Here is a 16,333-nt window from a genome sequence, read left to right as displayed (position 1 = left end):
TAAATAAAAAACAGGTGGTTTATAGCATATGAAAGATCTGCTGAAATATCTTAAAAATTACAAAAAGGAGCTTGTTCTCGGACCTTTTTTCAAGCTTCTTGAAGCAATATTCGAGCTGATAGTTCCGGTTGTAATGGCTAAGATAATAGATAATGGTATCGGAAGAAATGACAGTGCTTATATATTTAAAATGAGCGGACTAATAGTTGTTCTGGGCGTGTGTGGACTGGCTTTTGCTCTTACTTGTCAGTATCTTGCTGCAAAATGTGCATACGGCTTCGGCACTGAGCTCCGCGCTGCGCTTTACAAACATATCAATTCCTTGTCTTACAGCAGTATCGACAGGATAGGAACAGCTTCACTTGTGAACAGACTTACCAACGATACGAATACTGTTCAGAATGGCGTGAATATGTTCATAAGGCTTGCGGTACGCGCTCCTTTTCTTGTTATAGGAGCCGCTGTTATGGCTGTGACTATTGATCTGAAGCTTTCGCTTGTCTTTTTTGTTGTCGCTCCGCTTATTTCGCTTGTTATCTTCTTTATTATGCGAAAAACTGTTACGATGTACAAAAAAACGCAGAAGTGCCTTGATCGCGCATCTATGCTCACAAGAGAAAACCTTGAAGGTGCAAGAGTTATAAGAGCTTTTTCACGTCAGCAGGAAGAAATAGATGAGTTTAAGGAAGCTGTGAATGATATATCCGATTGTTCTGTAGCTGTAGGCAAGATATCGGCTATACTTAATCCTGTTGCATTTATGGTCATGAACCTGGGTATAGTTGCTGTTATATGGTTCGGCGGCGGAAGAATAGACTGCGGAAAGCTTACACAGGGAGAACTTACTGCGTTCACAAACTATATGACACAGATACTTCTCGCACTTGTAGTTCTTGCAAATCTTATAGTAATATTCACAAAAGCCTTTGCTTCCGCAAATCGTATCAGTGAGATATTCGCTTTACCTCCTGAGGAAAAGGGCGAAATAACTGCAATTAATGAGAATTCCAATAATATAATAGAGTTCAGAAATGTGTCATTTGCTTACGAGACAGCAGGCGATTATTCAATCAAAAATATTAGTTTTTCAGTAAAACGCGGTCAGATGCTTGGAATTATAGGCGGTACAGGCTGCGGAAAGTCTACCCTTGCAAATCTGATACCGTGTTTCTACAGGGCTACTGAGGGAAAGATAGATATAGCAGGCAGTGATGTAAATGATATCGAGCCTGATGAATTAAGAAAGCATATCGGAACTGTTCCGCAGAGGGCGGTACTCTTTACAGGAACTATCCGGGATAATATGAAATGGCGAAAAGCTGACGCTACAGATGATGAGATAATTGCTGCACTAAAAACCGCTCAGGCGTGGGAGTTTGTTCAGCGTACATCAGACGGTCTGGATACGGTCATATCCCAGGGCGGAAAAAATCTTTCCGGCGGTCAGAAGCAGCGTATCTCAATTGCCCGCGCTTTGGTTGGACGTCCTGATATAGTTATTCTTGACGATTCAACAAGCGCACTTGACTATAAAACGGATCTTGCTTTCAGAAAAGCACTCAGCAATGATTTGCCTAATACAACAGTGGTTATGATATCGCAGAGAACTACGTCTCTCAGAGATGCTGACAAGATAATAGTTATGGACGACGGTGAGGCTGTTGGAATAGGTAAACACGAAGAGCTTGTTAACAACTGTGAGGTATACCGTGAGATATACTGCTCTCAGATGAATCAGAAGGAGGGTGAGAAAAATGCTTAAAACTTTGAAAAGAGTATTTCGCTACGCCCGTCCTTATATAAGGTATTTTGCTTTTACTGTCATTTTTGCTGCGCTGGGGGTATCACTTTCTCTTGCAGTCCCCGTATTTATAGGTGAAGCAGTCGATTGCTGCGTAGGAAAGGGAAATGTTGATTTCGACAGGCTTTTGAAGATCATAACTGCTCTTGCGGCTATGGTAATAGCAAGCACGCTGTTTCAGTGGCTTATGAGTCTTTGCACGAATAAACTTGCTTTTTATACGGTTCGTGACCTGAGAGCGGATATTTTCAATAAGCTTGAAAGAGTTCCGCTTAAATATATAGACGGTCATACAAAGGGCGAGCTTACAAGCCGAGTGATAAATGATATAGAAATAGTTTCTGACGGACTTCTTCAGGGCTTCACTCAATTTTTCAGCGGTGTTATTACTATAATAGGTACGCTTATCTTTATGATGACTATAAATGTAAAGATAGCAATAGTTGTTGTTGTACTTACACCTCTTTCGTTTATTGCTGCTTCAAAAATAACAAAGGCTTCCCATAATTCGTATATGAAGCAGTCAAAGCTGCGCGGCGATATGGTCAGTCTTGCAGAGGAAATGGCAGGAAATCAGAAAATAGTCAAGGCGTTCGTATACGATGAACGTGCAGAGAAAAGGTTTGAGGAGATAAACGAGGTTTACGGAAAAATCGGCGCAAAGGCAACCTTTTTCAGTTCTATGACAAATCCGACTACCCGTTTTGTCAACGGTCTCATCTATGCTGCCGTAGGACTTCTTGGTGCTCTCGGCGTTATCGGATATTGGAGCTTTCTTGGCAGAATGACAGTCGGAAAGCTTTCAAGCTTCCTTGCGTATGCTAATCAGTATACCAAACCTTTCAATGAGATATCGGGAGTTTTTGCAGAGCTTCAGAATGCGGTAGCTTCGGCACAGAGAATATTTGATGTGCTTGATGAGGAGGAGATAAGCGACGACGGTGATAAGGAGGTATTATCCTCATGTGACGGCACTATACGTTTTTCAGATGTCTTTTTCTCGTATTCCCCAGAAATGAAGCTTATCGAGAATTTCAGCCTTGACGTAAGATCTGGTCAGCGTATAGCTATCGTAGGACCGACAGGCTGCGGAAAATCGACCATTATAAATCTTCTTCTTCGTTTCTATGATATAAATAAGGGAAAGATAGAAATATCGGACAAAAATATTTTTGATATAACACGAGACAGTCTGCGAAGCTGCTTTGGTATGGTATTGCAGGAAACATGGGTGTTTACAGGCACGGTTGCGGAAAATATAGCATACGGAAAGCCTGATGCATCAAGAGATGAGATAATAGCAGCTGCAAAGTCTGTATATGCTCACGGCTTCATAAAGAGACTGCCTGACGGATATGACACAGTCATAAGTGAGGACAGCGGACTTTCACAAGGTCAAAAGCAGCTTATATGCATTGCAAGGATAATGCTCATGGATCCGCCTATGCTTATACTTGACGAGGCTACAAGCTCCATAGATCTGCGTACAGAACAGCGCATACAAAAGGCAGTTCAGAAGCTTATGGAGGGCAGGACAAGCTTTGTTATCGCTCACAGACTTTCTACTATAAAGAATTCCGATGTGATTCTTGTTATGGACAGAGGTAATGTGATAGAGCAGGGAAGTCATTCCGAACTTATGAGCAAGGGCGGCTTCTACTCCGAGCTTTACAACAGCCAGTTCGCATCGTAAACTCTTTTCTATAATAGGGCTGAAAAAGTAGGAAATTCAATGGAAAACCATTGATTATCAAAAAATATTTTTTGATTTTTGTCTTGTTGCACAGTTATCATTACACCTGTTTGTCAATTTTAACAATAAATATAAAATCAGCAGCTTGCAAAAATTGATTTTATATTTATTAAAAATACTTTGTTTAATTCTTGACAAACTGCTTTAAATGTTGTACAATTAGAGTGTATTCTTATGTATTGAAAGGAATGATCTTCAATGGGTTTAACTTTAACTGAAAAGATCCTCAGAGCACACTTGGTCGACGGCGAGTACGTCAAAGGTCAGGAGATCGGTATCCGTATCGATCAGACTCTCACACAGGACGCAACAGGTACTATGGCGTATCTTGAATTTGAAGCTATAGGCGTTCCTCGTGTAAAGACCGAGCGTTCAGTGGCTTATATAGATCACAACACACTTCAGAACGGTTTTGAAAATGCCGATGACCACAGATTTATCGGCAGTGTTGCAAAGAAGCACGGTATTTATTTCTCACGTCCCGGTAACGGTATATGTCATCAGGTACACCTTGAGCGTTTCGGTATTCCCGGAAAAACTCTTATCGGTTCTGACAGCCATACTCCTACAGGCGGCGGTATCGGTATGATCGCTATCGGCGCAGGCGGACTTGATGTTGCTGTTGCTATGGGCGGCGGCGCATATTACATTACCTGTCCTAAGGTAGTAAAGGTAGAGCTTACAGGCAAGCTCCAGCCATGGGTTGCTGCAAAGGACGTTATTCTCGAAGTTCTCAGAAGGCTGTCTGTTAAGGGCGGTGTTGGCAAGGTTATTGAGTATTGTGGTGAAGGCGTAAAGACTCTTTCTGTTCCTGAGAGAGCTACTATCACAAACATGGGCGCAGAGCTTGGTGCAACTACTTCGATTTTCCCTTCAGACGAGATCACAAAGCAGTTCCTCAAGGCTCAGAAGCGTGAAGAGGTATGGACTCCTCTTGCTGCTGATCCTGACGCTGTATACGATGAAGAGTTAAAGATAAACCTCAGCGAACTCGTTCCGCTTGCTGCCTGTCCTCATTCTCCTGATAATGTTAAGAGTGTTGAGGAAATTGGCAGACTTAAGATAGATCAGGTTTGTATCGGTTCATGTACAAACTCTTCTCTCCTTGATATGCTCAAGGTAGCTCATATCCTCAAGGGCAAGACTGTTAACCCTGATGTATCACTTGCTATTGCACCTGGTTCAAAACAGGTTCTCAATATGCTTGCACAGAATGGTGCGCTTTCAATACTTATTGATGCAGGTGCAAGAATTCTTGAAAGTGCTTGCGGTCCATGTATCGGTATGGGACAGTCTCCTAACTCAAAGGGTATCTCACTCCGTACATTCAACAGAAACTTTGAAGGACGTTCAGGAACAAAGGATGGACAGATCTACCTCGTTTCTCCTGAAATGGCTGCTGTTTCAGCTCTTACAGGCTATCTCACAGATCCGAGAGAGCTCGGCGAAATGCCTGATTTCAAGCTTCCTGAGGAATTCGTTATCAACGACAACATGATCGTTCCTCCTGCATCTGCTGAGGAAATGGACAGCGTTGAGATACTCCGCGGACCAAACATCAAGCCATATCCGGAGACATCACCTCTCCTTGAAACTATAGATGCTCCCGTTTCACTGAAGGTTGGCGACAATATCACTACAGACCACATTATGCCGGCAGGCGCTAAGATCCTTCCTCTGCGTTCAAATATTCCGAAGATCTCACAGCACTGCTTCGCTGTATGCGATGAAAGCTTCCCTGAGAGAGCTAAATCTCTTGGAAAGAGCATAATCGTTGGCGGTTCTAACTATGGTCAGGGCTCATCAAGAGAGCACGCTGCACTTGCACCGCTTTATCTCGGCGTAAAGGCTGTTCTTGTAAAGTCATTTGCAAGAATTCATCGTGCTAACCTTATCAATGCAGGTATCCTTCCTCTTACATTTGTGAATGAGGCTGATTATGACAGCATCTCACAGGGTGACGAGCTTGTACTTGCTGACGTTAGAAAGGCTGTAGAAGCAGGCAAGTCTGAGCTTACAGTACTCAATAAGACTAACGGTAAAGAGATACCTGTACTCTGCGAGCTTTCAGGACGTACCAAGGATATCATGCTTGCAGGCGGACTTCTTGATTTTACAAGAGAGTCAATGAAGTAAGCGGCTGAATAAACATCGATATATCATATGAAACTATCAGAGATCTTTAAAGACATAAAAGATGATGTTGATATAACAAATCAACGTTATACGGATAGCCGAAGAGAGCGCGGCTTCTTTTCGGTAACTCCTCGTCAGCGGGCAAACGATTATATGAACGGCTGGCTGGTTATCCTTATGCCGCAGTTCTTAGGCTTTATTTTCGGACTTGCTGTAACAAAGCTGCTTGGATTCCACGGTTCGGCTTATGTAGTGATCGGAGGAATATGTGCGCTTGCAGCAGGTACGTATAAAAGCGTTTCCTTTGACAAAATATCGTTTGTGCCTGCGATCGTAAGAAATATTATTCTAATGCTTCTTTTCTGTGGAGCAATGGCGATAATCATCGCCTCTAACTGATTATAATTATGGAGGTATATACCAATGGCTAAAATAACCATGAAAACGCCGCTGGTCGAAATGGACGGCGACGAGATGACAAGAGTTCTCTGGCAGTGGATCAAGGAAACTCTTCTTGAACCATATGTAGAGCTTAATACAGAATATTATGACCTTGGACTCAAACACAGAGAAGAGACAAAGGATCAGGTAACTATCGACTCGGCAGAGGCTACAAAGAAGTATGGCGTAGCTGTAAAGTGTGCAACTATCACTCCTAACGCAGCAAGAATGCCTGAGTATAACCTCACTCAGATGTGGAAATCACCAAACGGTACTATCCGTGCTGCTCTTGACGGAACTGTTTTCCGTACTCCTATTATAGTTAAGGGTATCGAACCTTATATTCCAACATGGACAAAGCCTATCACTATCGCTCGTCATGCTTATGGTGATGTATATAAGAATACAGAAATGCGAGTAAGTAAGGGCTGCAAGGCTGAACTTGTTGTTACAGATGAGAATGGCAACGAGACACGCGAGCTTATCCACGACTTTAAAAAGTGTGACGGTATCATTCAGGGACTTCACAACCTTGATTACTCTATTGCAGGCTTTGCAAGAGCTTGCCTTAATTACGGCCTTGACCTCAAGCAGGACGTGTGGTTCGCTTCAAAGGATACAATTTCAAAGAAGTATGACCACCACTTCAAGGACATATTCCAGGAGATATTCGATAAGGAATACAAGGAAAAGTATGAAGCAGCAGGAATTGAGTATTTCTATACTCTTATAGATGATGCTGTTGCAAGAGTTATCCGTTCGAACGGCGGCTATATCTGGGCTTGTAAGAACTATGACGGCGATGTTATGTCAGACATGGTATCTACAGCATATGGCAGCCTAGCAATGATGACTTCTGTACTTGTTTCTCCTGACGGTATCTATGAGTATGAAGCTGCACACGGAACTGTTCAGCGTCATTATTACAAGTACCTTAAAGGCGAGGAGACTTCCACAAACTCTGTTGCTACTATTTTTGCTTGGAGCGGTGCGCTCTGCAAGAGAGGCGAGCTCGATAACACTCCTGAGCTCTGCGCTTTTGCAGACAAGCTTGAAAAAGCTACTATACAGACGATCGAAGATGGAGTTATGACAGGTGATCTTTACCTTATTTCTAAGCTTGACAACAAGAAAAAAGTCGATTCAAAGACATTCCTTGATGAAATAAAGATAAGACTCGATAAATTAATGTAAGAAGAGAGAAGGCATATCACGATGTCAAAAAACTCAATATCAAACTCTGTTATTAGAAGGCTTCCGAGATACTACAGATTTCTTGGAGAGCTTGAAAACAACGGATATGTCCGCATATCTTCAAGGGAACTGTCTGAGAAAATGGGACTTACAGCTTCTCAGATAAGACAGGATTTCAATTGCTTCGGCGAATTCGGTCAGCAGGGATACGGCTATAATGTAAGCGATCTGCGTATTGAGATCGGCAAGATACTTGGACTCGACAAGCAAACTCCTATGATCCTTCTTGGAGCGGGAAATCTTGGTAAAGCAATCGCTACACATATTGATTTTCACAACAAAGGATTTGATCTTATCGGTGCATTTGATATCAATCCTGAGCTCATCGGAAAGGGTCTTGGTGAACTCAAAATCAGAGGCATTGATGAGATAGGAACTTTTTGTGCTGAGAATAAGCCTGTTGCGGCTATACTCTGTGTTCCTATGTCTGCGGCTTAAAAGCTTGCCGACACTCTTATAGAGTGCGGTATAAAAGCTTTCTGGAACTTTACTCACTATGATCTTAAGGTTACTCATAAGGGAGTGGCTGTTGAGAACGTTCATCTCGGAGACAGTCTTACTACCTTATCCTATTGTCTCAATAATCTTGACGAGAAATCAAAAATATGATAAATTGCAGCGGATACGATCTATCCGCTGCTTTTTTGATCAATGAATGTGAAAAAATTATCAAAGATTTATCAGCTATATATTAAATATGGAATTGTTGTATTCTGTAATGGAATTGGTTTTAGTATGCATTGCATAAAATAAATAATAACTTTTTAAGCAATTATATAATAGGGAAGTGAAAACAGGCGGTATAAACCTACCGTTTATATTGGCTTAAAACACTTGCTTATTGTTGAAATTAAGACAAATGCAACAAAAATAACACACTTTGTTCTTAAATATGTATGAGCTATGAAGTGGCGATATAAAATACAATATATCATATTTTATTGCAGTGAAAATTTTGTTGTAATCATTTGTTAATTAGATATCAATATCAGAATAGCAATATTCTTAAACTGAATTTGAATTTATTGAAATATACTGGTATACTTATATTGTGTGATAATGTAATAAGGGGATAGATGTCGGTTTTGGACAAATCCTCTGACAATGTTTAGGAGTGGATATTAAATGGATTATCGTATTGAACATGATTCCATGGGAGAAGTGAAGGTTCCTGCTGATAAGTACTGGGGAGCTCAGACTGAGCGAAGTCATGAGAACTTTCTTATCGGCGTCGGCATCGAGACTATGCCGAAAGAAATAATACACGCCTTTGGAATCCTAAAAAAAGCCGCCGCAATGGCAAATCATTCAGTCAGACCCGAGAGAATGACCGATGAAAAGCTTTCTGCTATATCACAGGCTTGTGATGAAGTTATCAGCGGTTCTCTCAACGATCATTTTCCATTAGTTGTATGGCAGACAGGCAGCGGTACTCAGTCTAATATGAACGCAAACGAGGTCATCGCAAACCGCGGCAATGAAATTGCAGGTGCCAAGCTGCTCCACCCGAACGATGATATAAATATGAGTCAGTCATCAAACGATACATTCCCCACAGCTATGCATATTGCGGCTGTCCTTGCTATCGAGGATAAGGTTATCCCTGCAATAGATACACTTATTACTACATTCAAACGCCTTGAAGCTGAAAATGAGGGTATCGTAAAAAGCGGAAGAACTCATCTTCAGGACGCAACTCCTATAAAGTTTTCGCAGGAGATCAGCGGTTGGAGAGCTTCGCTGGAAAAAGATCGCAAAATGATACTTTCCGCCTGTGAAGAGCTTAAAGAACTGGCTGTGGGCGGAACTGCCGTAGGAACAGGTCTTAATGCTCCGAAGGGCTTTGCAGATAAAGCTGCTGAGGCGATCAGCAGCCTTACAGGAAAGAAGTTTGTATCTTCTTTCAATAAATTCCATTCACTTACTTCAAAGGACGAGATCGTATTTGCTCACGGTGCTCTTAAAGCACTGGCGGCTGATATGATGAAGATAGCAAATGATGTAAGATGGCTTGCATCAGGTCCTCGTGTTGGTCTTGGGGAAATCACTATTCCTGAGAATGAACCGGGTTCTTCTATTATGCCGGGTAAGGTTAATCCTACACAGTGCGAACAGGTCACTATGGTAGCTGTTCAGGTCATCGGAAATGATGTTGCAGTTGGCATGGCAGCTTCTCAGGGCAATTTTGAACTTAATGTGTTCATGCCTGTTTGTGCGTATAATTTTCTCCAGTCAGCACGTCTTCTTGCTGAGTCTATCACATCATTTAACAAGAACTGTGCAGTGGGAATTAAAGCAAATAAGGATAAAATGCATCATAATCTTTATAATTCACTTATGCTGGTCACAGCTCTTAATCCTTACATCGGATACGAAAATGCTGCAAAAACTGCCAAGAAGGCTTTTAAGGACAATATTTCCCTTAAAGAAGCCTGTGTTGAGCTTGGTTTCCTTACAGCAGAAAAGTTCGATGAGGTATTTCACCCCGAGGAAATGGTCTGATATAAAACGAAAGGAAGCGTACATATGGAAACTTTTACATATTACCCGGGCTGTACGCTGAGAACAAAGGCAAAGGATCTTGATATGTATGCAAGGTCTTCTGCCGAAGCTCTCGGTATTGCTCTTGAAGAGCCTGCGGACTGGCAGTGCTGCGGCGGAGCTTATACTACAGCCAAAGATGAGATAGCTACAAAGCTTTCTGCGGTAAGAACACTTAATTCTGCAAAGGAAAAGAACAGACCGTTAATCACAGTCTGTTCAGCCTGTCATAATGTAATAAAACAGACTAATTATGATATTGTAAATGATGAGGATATGGCGTCAAAGGTAAATAATTACCTGAAGCTCGACGAGCCTTATTGCGGCGAGACAACTGTTTATCATTACCTTGAAATGCTTCGTGATGTTGTGGGATTTGACTGCCTTGCACAGAAGGTCGTTAATCCGTTCAAGGGCAAAAAAATAGCAGCATATTACGGATGTCTTCTTCTTCGCCCTTCAAAGGCTCTTGCTATGGATGATCCTGAAAATCCTACTATTATGGAGGATTTCATAAAGGCTATAGGCGGAACTCCTGTTATATACGCTCAGAGAAACGAATGCTGCGGCGGATATATAACATTGGAGGATAAAGCCCAGGCTTCAAAGAGAAGCAGCACAGTTATGAGATCTGCACAGGATCAGGGAGCTGATATGATAATCACAGCCTGTCCTCTCTGTTTATATAATTTGAAAAAGAATTCGGGCTCTGAGCTCCCTGTTTACTATTTTACCGAGCTTCTTGCTCAGGCTCTCGGACTGAAGGAGGGTAATGATGAATAAGAACCTGAAAGAACAGGTACTGCGTTCAAGCGGTGTAAACGTTCTGAAATGTATGCGATGCGGAAAATGCTCCGGTACCTGCCCTTCCTATGATGAAATGGAATACCATCCTCACCAGTTTGTTTACATGGTTGAAAGAGGTGACATTGAGACTCTTATGAATTCAAAGTCCATTTACAAATGTCTTACCTGCTTTGCTTGTGTAGACAGATGCCCGAGAAATGTTGAGCCTGCTAAAGTTGTTGAGGCTGTTCGTCTTGCAGCTGTACGCCAGCAGGGCAATAATCATATGAATCCTAATCAGATACCCGATATGCTTGACGACGATATGCCACAGCAGGCTATTGTTACAGCATTCAGGAAATACATAAAGTAAGGAGGAGATAGCACTATGCAGAGAATAGGCGTATTTGTCTGTCATTGCGGAACTAACATCGCAGCAACAGTCGATGTAAAATCTGTTGCTGAAGCACTTGGACATGAGCCAGGAGTCGTTATCTCCCAGGATTATCAGTATATGTGTTCCGAATCAGGACAAAATCTTGTCAAGAACGCTATAAAGGAACATAATCTTACAGGTGTGGTAGTATGTTCATGTTCACCGAGAATGCATGAAAATACTTTTAGAAAAGCTGCTGCCTCAGCAGGTCTTAACCCTTATCTCGTTGAGATAGCAAATATACGTGAGCAATGTTCATGGATACACAAGGACATTGCATCAGCTACAGAAAAGGCTATAATCCTCGGCAAGGCTGCTGTAGCAAAGGTACATCTGAATGCGCCGCTTACAGCAGGAGAAAGCCCTGTTGCTAAAAGAGCCCTTGTTATCGGAGGCGGTATTGCCGGTATACAGACTGCTCTTGATATCGCAGAAGCAGGCTTTGAGGTCGATATAGTCGAGAAAAATCCAACTATCGGCGGTAAAATGGCGCAGATAGACAAGACCTTCCCAACCCTCGACTGTGCTGCTTGTATCCTTACACCTAAAATGGTCGAAGCTTCACAGAATGAGAAGATCACTATTCATTCATTCAGTGAAGTCACAGATGTAAAGGGATTTGTCGGTAACTTTACTGTAACTATAAAGAAAAAAGCACGTTTTGTTGACGAGACCAAGTGTACAGGCTGTGGTTTGTGTACTGAGAAATGTCCTATGAAGAAGGTACCTAACGAGTTCAATATGGGACTTGACAACAGAACAGCTATATATATACCATTTGCACAGGCTGTACCGAAGGTAGCTACTATCGACCCTAATCACTGTATGATGCTGCAAAAGGGAAAGTGCGGTATCTGCTCGTCAGTCTGCTCTGTAGGCGCTATCGACTACAAGCAGGAGGACAGGTTCATTGAACAGAAATACGGTGCTATTGTAGTTGCAACAGGTTTTAATCCTATAAATCTTGATAAGTATGACGAATTTGCATACAATCAGTGTCCTGATGTGGTCACATCTCTTGAGCTTGAGAGACTTATGAACGCCGCAGGTCCTAACGGCGGTACTCTTCTTCGTCCTTCCGATAAAACACACCCTCATAAGATCGTATTTGTACAGTGTGTTGGTTCGAGATGTGACGACAGCAAGGGCAAGCCTTACTGCTCAAAGATATGCTGTATGTACACTGCTAAGCACGCAATGCTTATCCGCGAGAAATATCCTGATACTGAGGTCTATGTATTCTATATAGATGTACGTACCCCAGGTAAGAACTTTGATGAATTCTATCGCCGTGCTGTTGAGCAGTATAATGTTCACTACATAAAGGGCATGGTAGGCAAGGTTACTCCACGCTCTGACGGAAAAATAGATGTACAGGCTTCGGATCTTCTTGCAAATGAACAGCTTCATATTGACGCTGATATGGTTGTGCTTGCAGCAGCTATAGAGCCTGACAAGACAGCTCGTCCGCTGGCTACAATGCTTACAACTCAGATGGATACAAATGATTTCTTTACCGAAGCACATCCTAAGCTTCGTCCTGTAGAGAGTGCTACAGCAGGTATTTTCCTGTCAGGTGCTTGTCAGGGACCAAAGGATATCCCGGAGACTGTTGCTCAGGCAAGTGCAGCAGCAGCTAAGGCTATCGGACTTCTCGTAAAGAACAGCATTACCTGCAATCCTTGCGTTGCTCATTCAGATGAGCTTATGTGCAACGGCTGTTCTTCATGTGAAAAGGTATGTCCTTACGGAGCTATCACGTATGAGGACAAAGAATTCAGAATGCCCGACAGAACAACTGCAATACGCAGAGTCGCAAGCGTTAATCCTGCTGTATGCCAGGGCTGCGGCGCTTGTACAGTTGCCTGTCCTTCGGGTGCTATGGATCTTAACGGATTTTCTAACAGCCAGATCATGGCGGAGGTAGATGCAATATGCAAGTAAATGAAAATAAAGAGTTTCAGCCGCTGATCGTTGCATTCTGCTGTAACTGGTGTTCTTATGCAGGAGCCGATCTTTCGGGAACAAACAGACTTAACTATCCATCGAATGTAAAGATCATAAGGGTGCCCTGCTCATGCAGAGTAAATCCTATGTTTATACTCAGAGCATTCCAGAAAGGTGCGGACGGAGTTATTCTCTGCGGCTGTCACCCCGGAGACTGCCATTATACATCAGGTAACTATTTTACAAGAAGAAGAATGACACTTCTCTTTAGTATGCTCGACTTTCTTGGAATCGAGCGTGACAGAACAAGGGTTGAATGGGTATCGGCTGCTGAAGGCGCTAAATTCGCCGCAACTATGAATGAATTTACAGAAGCCGTCAAAAAACTCGGACCGAACCGCAGATTGGAGGATTTACGATGCAGGAAGCAATGATAAACAGAGCTAAGCAGCTGCTGGCTGACGGCACAGTAAACCGCGTTATAGGCTGGAAAAGAGGAGAATTCGCCTATGATATAACTCCTGCTGTATTCCAGTCAGCTGAAGAACTTGATGCAGATTTCGTTTTCGATGATTTCACTTCTGCAAATGTATCGAAGTATCTTGTTAAAGAGAGTAAAAAAGAGGGAAAAATACTTGCTTTCCTGAAACCATGCGATACATACAGTTTCAATCAGCTTACTAAGGAGCACAGAGTCGTTCGTGAAAATGTTTATATCATCGGTATTCCCGGCGGTCCTAAGCTTGATGCCGAAAAGATAAAAGCTAAGGGTATCACAGGTATACTCGGTGTTAAAAACGAAAACTATACATTGAAAATTGATACGATCTACGGCGAGGAAACTATGCCTTTCTATGAAGCGGTTCTTGATAAATGTGCTTCATGCAAGAGCAAGAAACACGTTGTATTTGATGAGCTTATTGGCGAGGACGGAGATGTTCTTGAGTCAAACCGCTTTGAAATGGTAGAAAAGCTTGAGAATATGACAGCTCAGGAAAGATATGATTTCTGGAGAGATCAGTTTTCAAAATGTATCCGCTGCAATGCGTGCAGAAATGTCTGTCCTGCCTGCACCTGTGAAAAGTGCGTATTTGACAATCCGAATTCAGGCGTAGAGAATAAAGCGCCTGCTGACAGCTTCGAGGAGAATATGTTCCATATTATCCGCGCTTTCCATGTTGCAGGAAGATGTACTGACTGCGGTGAGTGTTCAAGAGTATGTCCTCAGAATATACCGCTTCATCTGCTGAACAGAAAATTCATCAAGGATATCAATTCTCTTTATGGTGAATATCAGGCAGGTGAGGATACTACCTCACGCGCTCCTCTTAATGATTACAAACAAGACGATTGTGAAGCAAGTATCGTACATGAAAGGGGAGTTGAATAATGCTTAAAATATCTATTGATAAGCTTGACGCTCTTTTCGAGGCGATATCGGCTGAACAGACTCTTTATATTCCTGCTGACCGCGAGGACGGCGCTGCGGAATATAAGAAATATAAGAGCGGTATGAAGCTCAGCAATGCGCTTAACACAGTAAGAAGTGCAAAGGATTTCTTCTTCCCTCAGACTGAAAATCTTGTGGATTTCAAAATGGAAGGCAAGAATATAGAAGTCATCGACATCAGAAAAGAGTCGGAGGACTTTGTTATATTCGGCGTCCGTGCCTGTGATGCGAGAAGTTTTACAATTCTTGACAAGGTTTTTCTTTGTGAGCCTGTAGACAGCTATTACAAGACACGCCGTGAACATGGTACAGTAGTTACTATGGCTTGCACAAGACCCGCTGAGACCTGCTTCTGCGGTACATTCGGAATTGATGCGGCTGCTCCCGAGGGCGATGCCGCTTGCTACAGCGATGGAGAAAGTATTTTCTTTGAAGCTCATAACGAGAAGGGGCAAAAATTTATCGATTCTATTTCATCACTTCTTGAAGATGGCGACACTTCAAAGCTCGATGAAACGCGCGAAAAGACAAGGGCTATACTCAAAAAGCTTCCGCTTGCCAATCTTTCAACAGATGCTTTCGGCGGTGATAAGCTTATGGAGCACTTTAATTCCGATAAGTGGGGAGAGCTGTCCGAGAGCTGTCTTGGCTGCGGCACCTGCACCTTTGTTTGTCCGACCTGTCAGTGCTATGATATCAAGGACTTCAATACAGGACACGGCATAAAGCGTTTCCGCTGCTGGGATTCATGTATGTATTCTGATTTTACGAAAATGGCTCATGGTAATCCGAGACTTACTCAGCTTGAACGCTTCCGTCAGAGATTTATGCACAAGCTTGTATATTTCCCTTCAAACAATAACGGCGAATTCGGCTGTGTAGGCTGCGGAAGATGTCTTTCAAAATGTCCCATATCAATGAATATTGTCAAGGTAATGAAAGCATTGGAGGTAAAGTGATGAATAAAGATACATTGATACCTTACATAGGAGTAGTTACCGATATAAGACAGGATACTCCTGACGTTAAGACTTTCAGAGTCGTATCGCCTGAAGGCGACAAGGTTTTTGAGCATATGCCCGGACAGTGTGCTATGTTGTCTATCCCGGGAGTAGGAGAGGGTATGTTTTCTATAACATCTTCACCTACAAACAAGGAGTTTATGGAGTTCAGCATAAAGAAATGCGGCTGTCTTACAACATGGCTTCATGCAATGGACGTAGGTCAGCAGATAACTATACGCGGACCATACGGTAATCATTTTCCTGTTGAGACCGAGCTCAAGGGCAAAGATCTCCTGTTTATAGCAGGCGGTATCGGACTTGCTCCTCTTCGTTCCGTGATCAATTATGTACGTGATAAACGTGCTGATTACGGTTCGGTACAGATAGTTTACGGTTCTCGTTCAAAGGACGACCTTGTTGATTATAAGGAAATAATTGATGAGTGGCTGACTGATGAAGGAATAGAAGTCAACCTCACTATTGATAACCCGCAGGAGGGCTGGGACGGTCATGTCGGATTTGTTCCTAATTATGTAAAGGAGCTTAATCCTTCTATCAATAAAACAGTTCTCATCTGCGGACCTCCGATAATGATAAAATTTACACTTGCAGGACTCAAAGAGCTTGGATTTACCGATACTCAGGTCTATACAACTATGGAGCTGAAGATGAAGTGCGCAGTAGGAAAATGCGGACGCTGCAATATCGGTGATAAGTACGTATGCAAGGACGGACCCGTTTTCCGTTTTGATCAGCTTGGCGAACTGCCTGATGAATATTAAGG

Annotated in this window: 13 protein-coding genes and 1 pseudogene; all 14 read left to right on the top strand. The window is 42.5% G+C overall.

Annotation, left to right across the window (positions count from 1 at the left end):
* The first annotated feature begins 28 nt into the window (after positions 1 to 28).
* Positions 29 to 1,762 carry an ABC transporter ATP-binding protein gene (locus BUB28_RS03705; RefSeq protein ID WP_072948882.1) on the top strand — a complete coding sequence of 578 codons (1,734 nt, stop codon included), beginning with the start codon at positions 29 to 31 and terminating at the stop codon, positions 1,760 to 1,762.
* Positions 1,755 to 3,494, top strand: coding sequence for an ABC transporter ATP-binding protein (locus BUB28_RS03700; RefSeq protein ID WP_072948879.1), 1,740 nt, complete (start codon positions 1,755 to 1,757; stop codon positions 3,492 to 3,494). The genes BUB28_RS03705 and BUB28_RS03700 overlap by 8 nt, the downstream gene beginning before the upstream one ends.
* Positions 3,495 to 3,752: 258 nt before the next feature.
* On the top strand, positions 3,753 to 5,690 hold the full coding sequence (locus BUB28_RS03695) for an aconitate hydratase (protein ID WP_072948877.1): 1,938 nt from the start codon (positions 3,753 to 3,755) through the stop codon (positions 5,688 to 5,690).
* 27 nt (positions 5,691 to 5,717) lie between these two features.
* Positions 5,718 to 6,089 (top strand): hypothetical protein, encoded by a 372-nt coding sequence (locus tag BUB28_RS03690; protein ID WP_072948875.1) that lies wholly within the window; start codon positions 5,718 to 5,720, stop codon positions 6,087 to 6,089.
* Positions 6,090 to 6,113: 24 nt separating this feature from the next.
* Entirely contained in the window at positions 6,114 to 7,325 is a 1,212-nt protein-coding gene (locus BUB28_RS03685; RefSeq protein WP_072948873.1) for an NADP-dependent isocitrate dehydrogenase, read from the top strand.
* Positions 7,326 to 7,346: 21 nt separating this feature from the next.
* Positions 7,347 to 7,994, top strand: a pseudogene (locus tag BUB28_RS03680) (redox-sensing transcriptional repressor Rex).
* A gap of 516 nt (positions 7,995 to 8,510) precedes the next feature.
* Positions 8,511 to 9,887 (top strand): class II fumarate hydratase, encoded by a 1,377-nt coding sequence (gene fumC / locus BUB28_RS03675; protein WP_072948871.1) that lies wholly within the window; start codon positions 8,511 to 8,513, stop codon positions 9,885 to 9,887.
* Between the two features lie 24 nt (positions 9,888 to 9,911).
* The gene (locus BUB28_RS03670; RefSeq protein ID WP_072948869.1) at positions 9,912 to 10,709 is read left to right on the top strand and encodes a CoB--CoM heterodisulfide reductase iron-sulfur subunit B family protein; all 798 of its coding nucleotides are present in this window, start codon (positions 9,912 to 9,914) and stop codon (positions 10,707 to 10,709) included.
* Positions 10,699 to 11,085, top strand: a complete 387-nt coding sequence (locus BUB28_RS03665; RefSeq protein ID WP_072948867.1) for a 4Fe-4S dicluster domain-containing protein — start codon at positions 10,699 to 10,701, stop codon at positions 11,083 to 11,085. Before BUB28_RS03670 ends, BUB28_RS03665 begins: the two co-directional genes overlap by 11 nt.
* Before the next feature lie 15 nt (positions 11,086 to 11,100).
* Positions 11,101 to 13,092 (top strand): CoB--CoM heterodisulfide reductase iron-sulfur subunit A family protein, encoded by a 1,992-nt coding sequence (locus BUB28_RS03660; protein WP_072948865.1) that lies wholly within the window; start codon positions 11,101 to 11,103, stop codon positions 13,090 to 13,092.
* Positions 13,083 to 13,529 carry a hydrogenase iron-sulfur subunit gene (locus BUB28_RS03655; protein WP_072948863.1) on the top strand — a complete coding sequence of 149 codons (447 nt, stop codon included), beginning with the start codon at positions 13,083 to 13,085 and terminating at the stop codon, positions 13,527 to 13,529. Before BUB28_RS03660 ends, BUB28_RS03655 begins: the two co-directional genes overlap by 10 nt.
* Positions 13,514 to 14,485, top strand: a complete 972-nt coding sequence (locus BUB28_RS03650; RefSeq protein WP_072948861.1) for a 4Fe-4S dicluster domain-containing protein — start codon at positions 13,514 to 13,516, stop codon at positions 14,483 to 14,485. Before BUB28_RS03655 ends, BUB28_RS03650 begins: the two co-directional genes overlap by 16 nt.
* Positions 14,485 to 15,504 (top strand): 4Fe-4S dicluster domain-containing protein, encoded by a 1,020-nt coding sequence (locus BUB28_RS03645; RefSeq protein WP_072948859.1) that lies wholly within the window; start codon positions 14,485 to 14,487, stop codon positions 15,502 to 15,504. Before BUB28_RS03650 ends, BUB28_RS03645 begins: the two co-directional genes overlap by 1 nt.
* On the top strand, positions 15,504 to 16,331 hold the full coding sequence (locus BUB28_RS03640) for an FAD/NAD(P)-binding protein (RefSeq protein ID WP_072948857.1): 828 nt from the start codon (positions 15,504 to 15,506) through the stop codon (positions 16,329 to 16,331). The genes BUB28_RS03645 and BUB28_RS03640 overlap by 1 nt, the downstream gene beginning before the upstream one ends.
* Positions 16,332 to 16,333 lie beyond the last annotated feature (2 nt).

The organism is Ruminococcus flavefaciens (assembly GCF_900143025.1).
Classification (GTDB): Bacteria; Bacillota; Clostridia; order Oscillospirales; family Ruminococcaceae; genus Ruminococcus; species Ruminococcus flavefaciens_I.
Note: the sequence above shows the minus strand (reverse complement) of the source record. Positions and strands in the feature narration are given on the sequence as shown.